Source organism: Centipeda artemidis DSM 19719, assembly GCF_000426665.1.
GTDB classification, from domain to species: Bacteria; Bacillota; Negativicutes; order Selenomonadales; family Selenomonadaceae; genus Centipeda; species Centipeda artemidis.
The window spans coordinates 102494-114549 of record NZ_AUFU01000002.1 but is presented as its reverse complement, the minus strand read 5'-3'; the positions used below and the strand labels follow the sequence as shown (position 1 = coordinate 114549).

Here is a 12056-nt window from a genome sequence, read left to right as displayed (position 1 = left end):
GGCTTTCAGCGTCTCTCGTTATAATGGGCGCATCTTATAGTCTGTATCAATCGGGGAACAGGGAAGAGGAACGCTTTTGAACATGCAAAGGTGTGCGGCGTTTATTGCCGTTGCCGCTTTGACAGGCTTCGCCGCCCATTATATCTTTTATCAGAACCGCGCCGTGCCGTCTCCGGGCGGAGTGCATCGCGCCGCGGCGATTGCTCGCGCGGACGTGGAGAAAACGCTCTCGGCAGACGATGCCGTGCAGCGCGAAGCAGAGAGTCTGCGCGTACATCGTAAAGAGACGAAGGCAGCGGTCTCGCGCCTCACACCGGACGGACTCGTGCTCGGCGATATTTCCTATGCGGCGCCGGAGACGGATGTCCGCGCGCGCTGCGGCAGCCCCGAGGGGATGGAGACGAAACGGAGCGAGCGGTATCCCGGCAAGGATGTTCGCACCTATGAATATGCGAACGGTCTGACCGTTCACTTTGTAGACGGCACCGTGCGCCGGGTGAAGATTTCATCGCACAGCACGCTTGTCTCTGGGAAGGGCGTGGGGATCGGCACCTCGGTTGACGCGCTGCGTAACATTTATGGAGAGCCCTGTCTTGTTTACGGCGATGACTATATTTACTTCTCTGAGGACGATCCTACCGTGGGCATCGCCTTCGAGATGGAGCACGGCCGCGTCGAGGAGATAAAAATGGGAGACTTAGGGCTATAGAGTGGCAGTGAAATAATGTCGTACCAATACATCGGTACGGCTTTTTTATTGAATTTCATCGATCCTGTGCAGTTGCCATAGAGGAGTCTTTGTCGTATAATTCTATTATATCTCGTTCATAGTATTGCGCTGTCAATTTTGCCGTAATACTATTGTGCACGAGAAAAGCTGTGATACCTTTTGTGCAGGTATCACAGCTCCCGTTATGCATATCCGGAGGAGGTCAGCACTTGATGCCGGAACCTTTGCGGGCGTAGAACACCCACGTGATGATGATGGTAACGACGGTGAATCCGATAAGGTAGTAGAACGCGGGCGCGACATTCTGGTATGTGGCATAGGAGTAGCCGAAGAGTTTCGGAATGAAGAAAGCGCCGTAGGCGGCGATCGCCGCGGTGAAGCCCGTGACGAGTGAAGCATGTACCGGATTCTCAAAGACGAAGGGAATCATGCGGAACGAAGCACCGTTGATGAAGCCCGTCGAGAAGAAGAGGACGAGGAAAGCGCCGAAGAATAGGGCGAAATTATGCATCTCGATGGCGAGAACGGTGACGATGCAGGCGACGAGCATAAGTACGAGTCCGCCAAAGGTGACGATGGAGCCGCTGTTGAGCTTGTCCGCCGCCCAGCCGCCGATGGGGCGTACGCTCGCGCCGATGAAGGGGCCGAGGAACGCGCCGTAGGCGAATGAAATCTCCGGGAACTCACGGTTGAGGAGCAGTGCCAGGGCGGCGGAGTAACCAATGAAGGAACCAAAGCCGCAGGTGTAGATGACTGTAATCAGCCATGTGTGTTTATTGCCAAAGATGGACATCATGCTTCGTGGACTTTGGCGCGGGATGGGCAGATTGTCCATGAAGAGCCACACGAGGACGAGCGTCAGCGCGGTCGGGATTGCCCAGAAATAGCAGACGCTCTGCACATAGACCTCTTTTCCTGCAGCATTGATGAGCGGCGCACCGAAGAGTCCGCCAAAGCCCATGCCGAGCAGGAACGGCGCGGTGAGGTAGATGATAGAGACGCCGAGGTTGCCGATGCCGGCGTTGATGCCGAGCGCAAGTCCCTTCTCTGATTTCGGGAAGAAGAAACCGATATTTGCCATCGACGAGGAGAAGTTCGCGCCCGCAATACCGATCATGGCGACGAGCACGACGAATTCGTCATAGGTCGTCGCGGTGTTGGTGACGGCGTTGCCGAGTCCGATGAGCGGGATCAGCAGGAGTGCGGTGGAAAAGAGCGTCCAGTTGCGGCCGCCGACGATGGCGGGCATATAGGTGTAGACGAGCCGTCCCGTCGCGCCGACGAGACCCGGAAGAGCTGCGAGTGTAAAGATTTCGTTATCAGTAAAGTGGAATCCGATCTGATTGAGCTGTGCGGCAATCGTTGCCCACATCGTCCATGCAACGAAGGCGAGGGTCAGCGCCCACGTCGATGTGTAGAGGTTGCGCTTGGCAATGCGCTCGCCGTAACGCTTCCAAAAATCCGTATCCTCCGGATTCCAATGCGCCAAAATTTCGCTGCGCGAGGTATACGCTTGTGCGCTCAATTTACAACACTCCTTTATGATTTCGCGGGGAAGCGCGGGTGCACCCCCCCTTATTCATAGCTATGAGTATATAACGAAAAACTATATCTGTATGTGATGTTTCTCACAATACTGCCATCTGAATGCGAAGACTTTTTGGAGGAATGGACATGCCGGATGCGTTGGTACAGCCGTTTTATGAAGTACCGGGAAGAATCGTATCACTGCATAAAAACGAATACCTTTTTCACGAGGGCGGCGCGGCGAAGTATTTTTACTTCGTTCACAGCGGTCAAATCCGTATTTCCAAAAGTGCCGATTCGGGGCGTGTCCTCTCGCTCCGGCTCGCGCATCAGGGAAGCGTCATCGGGGAGCTGCCGCTCTATCAAAAGCGCCGTGTCTATATTTTTGATGCCATCGCAAAGACGGCGGCGGAAGTCTACGCGATCGAGTACCCTGTGCTTGAGCACAGCCTCGAGGAGCATCCGCAGCTTGCCGTCAATATGCTCAAGATCATGGCGAAACACATGCGAAAGCAGCATCATAAATTCCGTGACCTGCTCCTCTATGGGAAAAAGGGCGCCGTCTATTCGACGCTGATTCGCATGGCGAACAGTTACGGGCGCGAGGAGGACGGCGGGGTCTTGATTCCATTGGAGATGACGAATCAGGAGCTGGCGGATTATTCGGCGATGTCGCGAGAGAGCCTGAACCGGCTGCTGAGCGAGATGAAGCGCGACGGTATCATCGCTTATCGCGGCAGCTTTATCTTTCTGCGGAATATGGAATATTTGCGCCGGGAGGTGCGCTGTGAGAGCTGCGGCGCAGAGGATTGCATCATTGAATAAAAAAACTTGATAGGTGAGATAGAAAAAATTGATAATAACGCCTTTTTTGTGAGATATGTCACAGGAAAGGCGATTTTTTTTTGTTACACTACAATTAAGGAGTGGTGGATCGGATTTCATCGCTGTCGGTATCCGCAAAACTTTAGGAGGGCTTTGGGGTGCATAGTATTTTTCAGAAGTTCAAGTATCTTGTCCCCACATCGGTATCCGCAGACGGGCATCAGGAGATGCACGAGGGCGGACGGGACTGGGAGAACATGTACCGCGACCGCTGGTCGTTCGACAAGACTGTCCGAACGACGCACGGCGTGAACTGTACCGGCTCGTGCAGCTGGAATGTGCATGTGAAGAACGGCATCGTCGCGTGGGAGAACCAAGCGACGGACTATCCGGAGACCGCGCCGGATATGCCGGATTTTGAGCCGCGCGGCTGTCCGCGCGGGACGACGTTCTCGTGGTATCTGTATAGCCCGCATCGCGTAAAATATCCCTATATGCGCGGCGAACTCGCAGTGCTGTGGCGCGAGGCGCGCGCCAAGCACAAGACGGCGTTCGACGCGTGGAAGAGCATCGCCTCCGATCCTGTGAAGCAGAAGAAATATAAGGAAGCCCGCGGGATGGGCGGCTTTGTGCGCGCAACGTGGGAAGAAGTCTCGGAGCTGATCGCGTCCTCGGTACTCTATACGGCGTACACCTACGGCCCCGACCGCATCTTCGGGTTCTCGGTCATCCCTGCGATGTCCATGCTGAGCTATGCGGCGGGCATTCGCTTCATGCAGCTCATGGGCGGTGTGGGGCTTTCGTTCTACGACTGGTACGCCGATCTGCCGCCTGCGAGTCCGCAGATCTGGGGCGAGCAGACGGATGTGCCGGAGTCGAGCGACTGGTACAACGCGGGCTATCTCATCACATGGGGCTCGAACGTGCCTCTGACGCGGACGCCGGACGCCCATTTCATGGCGGAGGTACGCTATAAAGGGACGAAGGTCGTTTCCATCGCGCCGGACTATGCCGAGTCGTCGATGTTTGCCGACACATGGATCTCGCTGAAGGTCGGCAGCGACTCCGCGATGGCGATGGCGATGGGGCATGTGATCCTGAAGGAATACTATATCGATAAAACGGTGCCGTTCTTTCTCGAGTATACACGCAAGTATACGGATTTCCCGTTTCTCGTGCGCATCGAGGAGCGAAACGGCGGCTACGTTCCCGGGCGTATGCTCAGCTCGCGCGACATGGGGCGCGATGAAAAGCACGCGGACTTCCGCTACTACGTCGTCGACGACAAAACCGGCGAGATCGTCATCCCGAACGGGACGCTTGCCGAGCGTTGGAGCACGCAGGAAAAATGGAATATCAAAGAAGAAAACCGCGACACGGGTGCGGAGATTTGCCCGCGTCTCTCCGTGTGGGACGATCGCACGGATACGGTCAAGGTCGAGCTGCCGTATTTCGGCAACGACCGCGCAAAGCGGACGCTTACGCGCGCGCTCCCCGTACGCCGCGTCAAGACGGCGCACGGGGAGGTGCTCGTGACGACGGTCTACGACCTCACGCTTGCGAACTATGCGATCGACCGCGGTCTCGGCGGCGAGAGCGCCGGCTCCTATGAGGACGACACGCCCTATACGCCCGCGTGGCAAGAGAAGTACACGGGCATCTCGCCTGAACTCGTCATCCATACGGCGCGCGAGCTTGCGGACAACGCGATCAAGACGAACGGCCGCAGCATGATCATCATGGGCGGCGGCATCAACCACTGGTTCCATGCGGATGTCGTGTACCGCACGATCATCAACCTCCTGCTCTTCACGGGCTGTGAGGGACGCAACGGCGGCGGCTGGGCGCATTACGTCGGGCAGGAGAAGTTGCGCCCGAACGAAGGTTGGGCGCGCATCATGTCGGGCTCGGACTGGCAGGGACCGCCGAAGTTGCTCAACTCCACGTCGTTCTATTACTTTGCGACGAATCAGTGGCGCAGCGACGAGATCCAGGCAGACGCACTTGCGGCGCCGAACGAAACGGCGCGCTATACGCATCCCGGCGACTATGCAATCCTCGCGGCGCGTCTTGGCTGGGCGCCCGCCTATCCGACGTTCAACAAGGGCGGTCAGCAGATCGCCGACGAAGCCGCCGCCGCAGGCGGCGAAGGACTTGACGGGGTCAAGGACTACATCGTCAAGAGCCTCAAGGACAAGAGCCTCAAATTCGCATGGGAGGATCCGGACGCTCCCGAGAATTTCCCACGCAACCTCTTTGTCTGGCGCTGTAATCTGCTCGGTTCGTCGGCAAAAGGCAACGATTACTTCCTGAAATATCTCCTCGGCACGGAGAATAGCATTTTCCAAGAGGAAGATGCGAAAGAACACCCGCGGGAAATCAAATGGCGGGAGAAGGAGGAGCTGGCGCAGCCGGGCGGATCGCTCGAGGGCAAGCTCGACCTCCTCGTCGCGCTCGATTTCCGCATGGCGGGCAACGCGCTCTATTCCGACATTGTTCTGCCGACGGCAACGTGGTATGAAAAGACAGATCTTTCCTCTACGGATATGCATCCCTTTGTCCATCCGTTCCAGCCTGCGGTCGATCCGCTCTGGGAGTCGCGAACGGACTGGGACATCTACCGCACGCTTGCGGAGACGGTATCAAAGGTTGCCAAGGAAGCAAACCTCAAGCCCTACACGAACGTTGTGGCAACGCCGCTTGGACATGATAACGAGACCGAGCTGGCACAGCCGGACGGCATCGTGCGCGACTGGAGCAAGGGCGAGTGCGAGCCGATCCCCGGCAAGACGATGCCGAATATCGCGCAGAATATCATCGACTACACGAAGCTCTACGAAAAGTGGATCGCGCTCGGTCCGAACGCCGCAGGCAAGACGGCGAGCCACGGTAACACGTGGGACTCGGCGGAAGACTACGAAGAAGTGCGCGCGCGCAACGGCGTGATCCAGAACAAAGATTATGTTTCCTACGGGATGCCCTCCATCTACGAGGCGCGGCAGGCGATCGAGGCGGTGCTCGGGATGTCGCCGACGACGAACGGGCGCACGGCGGTGCGCGCGTGGGAAGCGGTCGAAAAGCGCACGGGGCTGACGAATCTCGTCCGCCTCGCAAAGGATCGCGAAGAAGATCGCTTTACCTATGATAAAGTCATTGCGCAGCCGCGTCAGACCATCACGGCGCCGACCTTTACGGGCAGCAATCAGAACCGCCGCTATACGCCGTTTACGACCAACGTGGAGGAACTCGTTCCGTTCCGTACGCTGACGGGGCGGCAGCATTTCTACATGGATCACGAGGTCATGCGCGAGTTCGGCGAGGCGCAGGCGATCTACCGCCCGATTCTCGACTTTCGTCCGATGAACAAATCCCTGAACGGGACGCAGAAAGAAATCACGCTGAAATATCTGACGCCGCATAACAAGTGGAGTACGCACAGCATGTACTTCGACGCGCAGCAGATGCTCACGATGTTCCGCGGAGGACAGAGCGTGTGGATGAGCGAGAAGGACGCGGCGGAGATCGGCGTGAAGGACAACGACTGGATCGAACTCTATAACCGCAACGGCGTCGTCGCCTCGCGTGTCGTCGTCTCGCCGCGCATCCCGCAGGGCGCGGTGTTCATGCACCATGCGCAGGATCGCCACATCAACGTCCCGGGGTCGAAGATCTCGGGCACACGCGCAGGAACCCACAACACGCCGACGCATATCCACATGAAGCCCACCCACCTCATCGGCGGCTACGGGCAGCTCAGCTACGGATTTAACTACTACGGCCCGACGGGAAATCAGCGCGACTCGTATGTCGTCGTGCGCCGCATGGAGGAGGTAGATTGGCTTGAAGATTAAAGCGCAGATTGCGATGGTCATGAATCTCGACAAATGCATCGGCTGCCACACTTGCTCCATCCTGTGCAAGAATGTGTGGACGAACCGCCGCGGCGCGGAGTACATGTATTTCAACAACGTCGAGACAAAGCCGGGCATCGGCTATCCCAAAGAATGGGAGAACCAGGAGAAGTGGAAGGGCGGCTGGACGCTGAAGGACGGCAAGCTCTCGCTCGCGACCGGCTCGATGGTCAGCCGTCTTGCCAAGCTGTTCTACCATCCGCAGCAGCCTGAGATGGACGATTACTATGAGCCGTGGACGTACGACTACGAGACGCTCCTCCACTCCAAGCGGAAGAATCATCAGCCCGTCGCGCGCCCGCGCTCGCTCATCACGCAGAAGCGGATGGAGATCAAGTGGGGGCCGAACTGGGAGGACGACCTCGCGGACGGGCAGTCGGCACGCCGCGACATCAACCTGCAAAAAATCGGACAGGAGATCACGCTCGAGTTCCACGACATCTTTATGAAGCATCTCCCGCGTCTCTGCAACCACTGCCTCAACCCTGCGTGCGTTGCAGCGTGCCCTTCGGGTGCGATCTACAAGCGCGATGAGGACGGCGTTGTCCTCATCTCGCAGGACGGCTGTCGCGGATGGCGGCACTGTGTACCGTCCTGCCCGTATAAGAAAATTTACTACAACTGGGAGACGAACAAGGCGGAGAAATGCACGCTGTGCTTCCCGCGTCTTGAGAACGGTCTGCCGACGGTGTGCAGCGACGGCTGCGTCGGGCGGATGCGCTACCTCGGCGTCATCTTCTACGATGCCGACCGCGTGAAGGAAGCCGCGAGCGTCACGGATCCGAAAGAGATTTACAATAAGCTCATGGAGGTCATCTGTGACCCGAACGATCCGCAGGTTGTTACGGCGGCAAAGGAGGCGGGCATTCCGCCGCGCTGGATTCGTGCGGCGCAGGATTCGCCCTCGTACCGCCTCATCAGGGAATGGCGGCTTGCGTTCCCGCTCCATCCGGAGTACCGCACACTCCCGAATATTTGGTATGTCCCGCCCCTTAGCCCCATTGCGCGGCGCGTGGAGGAGGAGGTATTCTTCCCCGGGGCGGCGGAGATGCGCATCCCCGTGGCATACCTCGCGCAGCTCCTCACGGCGGGGGACACGGCGGCGATCGAGCGCGTCCTGCACGTCATGCTCGAACTCCGCGCTGTCATGCGCGCAAAACAGACGGGCGATGCCGTTCCCGAAAGCCTCGCATTCCCGATAGAGACCTATGACGCGATGTACCGCTTGCTCGGCCTTGCCAAACGCAGGGATCGGTTCAACATCCCCGCAGGCGTCGCGGGCGTTGCGGATGAGAAACTGCGCGAACTGCAAGGAACGACAGGCTATGCATGTCCGGGAGGATGCTGCTGATGGAGACGGCAAACCGCATCCAAAAAGAACTGATGCTCACGGCGTATCTTTTCGAATATCCCACCGAGGATTGGTGGACGAATCTGCTCGATTACGCCGAAGCGGCGCGCGAAGTGGAGCGTCCGCAGACGCGCGAAGTACTGACGGAGTTCTTTGAGTATGTGGTGGAGAGCGATCGCCGGGAGTTCGAGGACGCCTATGTGCGTACCTTTGACTTTTCACAGAACACGAATCTTTACCTCACGACGCATAACCGCACGGATTTTGGGAAGCAGTCCGAGGAGATGCTCGCGTATAAGCAGCTCTTCCTTGACAGCGGATTCGATATTGACCGCGAGCTGCCGGACTATCTGCCGGCGATCCTAGAGCTTGCGGCGGCGGTACCCGAGGAGCGTGCCGAGTATATCCTTTCGCAGGTGCGTCCAAAGATGGAGCTCCTGCGGGATCGGCTGATCGAGGCAAAGCTCCCGTATGCGTTTTTGATTGACGTCGTGCTCACCGAAGCCGCAAGTCTCATAGGGAGGTCCGCATCATGAAACAATTCGCATGGGGAGTGCTCCCCTATATTGCGTTCACGTTCCTCATCGTGGGGACAATCGTGCGCTATACGGTGTTCGAACGCAACTGGACAACGAAGTCGAGTCAGTTCCTCTCGAAGAGCGACCTCAAGATCGCGGGGCCCATGTTCCATTTGGGGCTCGTCATGGCGTTCGGCGGTCATGTCATCGGCGTGCTCATCCCGAAATTTATAACGGAGGCGGTGGGCATCAACGAACATCTCTACCACATGATCGCCCTCGGCGGCGGTGCCCCCGCAGGACTGCTGTTCTTCGGCGGCTTTATCCTGCTGCTGATCCGCCGCTTTGGCAAAGACCGCATGGCGGTGAACACCTCGACGATGGACAAGTGGCTCTATCTCTTCCTCTTTGCCGCGATCTTCACCGGCTGCGCATCGACGATGCTCAACGCTGTGCAGGGCGGATTTGACTACCGCGAGACCATCTCGCCGTGGTTCCGCTCCGTACTCATGCTGAACCCGCAGATTGAATACATGGAGAATGTGCCGCTCATGTTCCGCATTCACATGTTCTGTTGGATGGCAGTCGCGATTCTCTTTCCGTTCACACGTCTCGTGCACTGCCTGAGCGCACCGTTTGAGTACCTCGGACGCAGCCCGATCATCTATCGTAAAAAATAAAAAAATTGGTGTCCGCCGCTTCTTTGGAGCGGCGGATATTTTAATTGACAAGCATAGTTTGGTATTCTAAAATCTATGATTAAAGGAGTGTTTCAAAATGATTGAAGCAGGAACAGCGTTCTCGGCACGCCGGGTTCACTTGGCGGATGTGGCAAAGGCGGGGGAGACGGCGACGCGGACGACGATCTACAGCACGGCATCGACGAGCGGTGTCGTTTGGGTATTGAAGCCGGGGCAGGAAATCAAGACACATGGGCATGCGCAGGCGGACGATATATGGATCTGCGTGCAGGGGACGGGCGTATTTTATCCCGCGCCGGGGCAGGAAGAACCGATCGCGAAGGGCGACGTTATCGTCTCGGCGAAAGGCGCATGCCACGGAATGCGCAATACAGGAACGGAGGACTTCGTTTTCGTCGGTATCCTTGCGCCCTTGCCGGTGGATTACTATCCCATCGAGGGATGAGGGGCGCGATGCGTTCGTGTAAACCGACGGGAAATTTCCTCTTTTTTCTTGCAGTTAGCACTTGATTTTTCTTTCAAAAGTTGCTAAAATAACTATCGTTGTCGGGATGTGGCGCAGTTTGGTAGCGCGCATCGTTCGGGACGATGAGGCCGCAGGTTCGAACCCTGTCATCCCGACCATTTATTTTCGGAGTACAAAGACCAGCCGATGGGCGGGTCTTTTTCTGTTTATAGCACAGAGAGAGGAGCGCATTATGACGGCAGCAGAGAGAGCCTGCGCAGAAGAGCTGATAGAGTTTATTGATGCCGCGCCCTCGCCATATCACGCGGCGCAAAATCCCAATCCCGCATGGGAGCGGATCACGAACGACACGATAGAGCGCATTCGCCTGGGCAAAACATTCTATCTGCCGCTCTTTCGAACGGGGGCGGTTGTCGTCTCCGTGGGGGAAAATCCGCGCGGTCTCTTGCGGATGGCGTGTGCGCATACGGATTTCCCCTGTCTGCGCATCAAGCCGAATCCTGTCATGTGCGATGCAGGATACGGAAGGCTCAACGTGGAGACCTACGGCGGACTGATTCGGAATACATGGCTCGATCGCCCGCTCTCCATCGCGGGCGCGGTTACGCTGCGCGGCGCGGGCGCCTTTCATCCGGCGCTGCGCCTTGTGGATTTTCGGCGGCCGCTCGCCGTCATTCCGAACCTCGCGATCCACATGAACCGCAAGGTGAACGAGGGCGTCGAGCTGAAGCCGCAAAAAGACCTCCTGCCGCTGCTGTTCCAATCGGATGGGGCGGGGGATGCGGCGGACGACGGGAAAAAGCTGCACGCGCTCTTGGCGGAGCATCTTAGCGTGCGCGCGGAGGATATCCTCTCCTACGATTTGAACGTCTATCCGGCAGAGCGCGGCTGTTTTGTGGGATCGGGTGAGGAGTTCCTCTCCGCGCCGCGGCTCGACAATCTCTCGTCGGTGAAGGCGTGCTTTGACGCGATCGCGCAGGCGCCGGCGGAGGGCGTCTCCGTCGCCGCGCTCTTTGACAACGAGGAGGTCGGCAGCAGAACAAAGCAGGGCGCGGGTTCTTTGGCGCTGTCCATGATGCTGGAGCGTATTTATTTGGCGCTCGGGTTCTCGCGGGACGAATACCTGCGCGCGGCGCTCGGCGGGTTCTGCATCTCTGCGGACGTCGCCCATGCGCTGCACCCGAATGCGCCCGAAAAGGCGGATCCGACGAATCGTCCGCTGCTGAACCGCGGCGTCGTGCTCAAGGTCGCCGCGAGTCAGTCCTATGCGTGCGATCCCGAGGCGTTCGCGGCGGTGCAGGACATCTGTATGCGTGAGGACATCCCGCATCAGGTATTTACGAATCATTCGGATGCGCCGGGCGGAGCGACGCTCGGCTCGATCCTATCGACACTCCTCCCGATGAAGACCATGGACGTCGGCGTGCCGATTCTCGGGATGCATTCCGCGCGCGAGACGATGGGGATGCGCGATCAATATGCGCTGACACGTCTGCTCACCGCCTTTTTTTCCACATGAGAGGACAGTGCGCGGCGAACGTGTTATAATGGAGCACATTACGACGGGAAGGGAGGCGGTCACATGCGCGCGGTGGTGACGCGGGTCAATGCGGCGGATGTCCGCATCGACGGCGAGGTGCGCGGTCAAATCGACCGCGGGTATTTGATTCTCCTCGGCATTGCGCCGCAGGATACGGAGGCGGACGCGGCGCGTCTCGCGGAGAAGATCGTGCATTTGCGCGTCTTTTCCGATGCGGCGGGCAAGATGAATCTCGCGCTTGCGGACGTCGGCGGCAGCGTGCTCATCGTCTCTCAGTTCACGCTGTATGCCGATCTGAAAAAGCGGCGTCCCGGTTTTTCTCACGCGGCGAAACCGGAGACGGCGATCCCTCTGTATGAGAAATTCATCGCGTGCATGAGGGCGCATGATGTGCCGGTGGAATGCGGTGTGTTCGGCGCGGACATGCGGGTCTCCTCGGTGAACGACGGTCCCGTTACGCTCCTGTTTGATACGGATGAGGTGTGAG

At 58.2% G+C, this 12056-nt stretch carries 10 protein-coding genes and 1 tRNA gene; 10 read left to right on the top strand and 1 reads right to left on the bottom strand.

The genetic code is table 11. The features are described 5' to 3' along the window. Positions 1-76 precede the first annotated feature (76 nt). Positions 77-709, top strand: a complete 633-nt coding sequence (locus K341_RS0103215; protein WP_026761836.1) for a hypothetical protein — start codon at positions 77-79, stop codon at positions 707-709. A 223-nt stretch (positions 710-932) separates the two neighbouring features. Here the strand turns inward: K341_RS0103215 and K341_RS0103210 are convergent, their stop codons facing one another. Continuing rightward, positions 933-2255 carry an MFS transporter gene (locus K341_RS0103210; protein ID WP_026761835.1) on the bottom strand — a complete coding sequence of 441 codons (1323 nt, stop codon included), beginning with the start codon at positions 2253-2255 and terminating at the stop codon, positions 933-935. 149 nt (positions 2256-2404) lie between these two features. On the opposite strand from K341_RS0103210, the gene K341_RS0103205 reads away from it, so the two are divergent. The 9 genes from K341_RS0103205 to dtd all read left to right on the top strand — a co-directional run bounded on the left by K341_RS0103205 (position 2405) and on the right by dtd (position 12055). Continuing rightward, on the top strand, positions 2405-3082 hold the full coding sequence (locus tag K341_RS0103205) for a Crp/Fnr family transcriptional regulator (protein ID WP_081657273.1): 678 nt from the start codon (positions 2405-2407) through the stop codon (positions 3080-3082). A gap of 158 nt (positions 3083-3240) precedes the next feature. Continuing rightward, positions 3241-6933, top strand: coding sequence for a nitrate reductase subunit alpha (locus tag K341_RS0103200; protein WP_026761833.1), 3693 nt, complete (start codon positions 3241-3243; stop codon positions 6931-6933). Then, a complete protein-coding gene (gene narH / locus K341_RS0103195; protein ID WP_009438375.1) occupies positions 6923-8344 on the top strand; it encodes a nitrate reductase subunit beta in 1422 nt (473 codons plus the stop codon). The genes K341_RS0103200 and narH overlap by 11 nt, the downstream gene beginning before the upstream one ends. Then, positions 8344-8880 carry a nitrate reductase molybdenum cofactor assembly chaperone gene (gene narJ / locus K341_RS0103190; RefSeq protein ID WP_026761832.1) on the top strand — a complete coding sequence of 179 codons (537 nt, stop codon included), beginning with the start codon at positions 8344-8346 and terminating at the stop codon, positions 8878-8880. Before narH ends, narJ begins: the two co-directional genes overlap by 1 nt. After that, positions 8877-9542, top strand: a complete 666-nt coding sequence (gene narI, locus K341_RS0103185) for a respiratory nitrate reductase subunit gamma (RefSeq protein WP_026761831.1) — start codon at positions 8877-8879, stop codon at positions 9540-9542. The genes narJ and narI overlap by 4 nt, the downstream gene beginning before the upstream one ends. 97 nt (positions 9543-9639) lie before the next feature. Further along, complete coding sequence (locus K341_RS0103180; protein ID WP_026761830.1) at positions 9640-10008, top strand: cupin domain-containing protein; 369 nt, start codon at positions 9640-9642, stop codon at positions 10006-10008. A 102-nt stretch (positions 10009-10110) separates the two neighbouring features. Further along, a tRNA-Pro gene (locus K341_RS0103175) sits at positions 10111-10187 on the top strand. A gap of 74 nt (positions 10188-10261) precedes the next feature. Continuing rightward, on the top strand, positions 10262-11548 hold the full coding sequence (locus K341_RS0103170) for a M18 family aminopeptidase (RefSeq protein ID WP_026761829.1): 1287 nt from the start codon (positions 10262-10264) through the stop codon (positions 11546-11548). Positions 11549-11611: 63 nt separating this feature from the next. Next, a complete protein-coding gene (dtd, locus tag K341_RS0103165; protein WP_026761828.1) occupies positions 11612-12055 on the top strand; it encodes a D-aminoacyl-tRNA deacylase in 444 nt (147 codons plus the stop codon). Position 12056 lies beyond the last annotated feature (1 nt).

Coding starts and splice junctions, on each gene's coding strand:
- K341_RS0103205 (WP_081657273.1), top strand. CDS start 2,405: ATGCCGGATGCGTTGGTACAGCCGTTTTATGAAGTACCGGGAAGAATC.
- narJ (WP_026761832.1), top strand. CDS start 8,344: ATGGAGACGGCAAACCGCATCCAAAAAGAACTGATGCTCACGGCGTAT.
- narI (WP_026761831.1), top strand. CDS start 8,877: ATGAAACAATTCGCATGGGGAGTGCTCCCCTATATTGCGTTCACGTTC.
- K341_RS0103180 (WP_026761830.1), top strand. CDS start 9,640: ATGATTGAAGCAGGAACAGCGTTCTCGGCACGCCGGGTTCACTTGGCG.
- K341_RS0103170 (WP_026761829.1), top strand. CDS start 10,262: ATGACGGCAGCAGAGAGAGCCTGCGCAGAAGAGCTGATAGAGTTTATT.
- dtd (WP_026761828.1), top strand. CDS start 11,612: ATGCGCGCGGTGGTGACGCGGGTCAATGCGGCGGATGTCCGCATCGAC.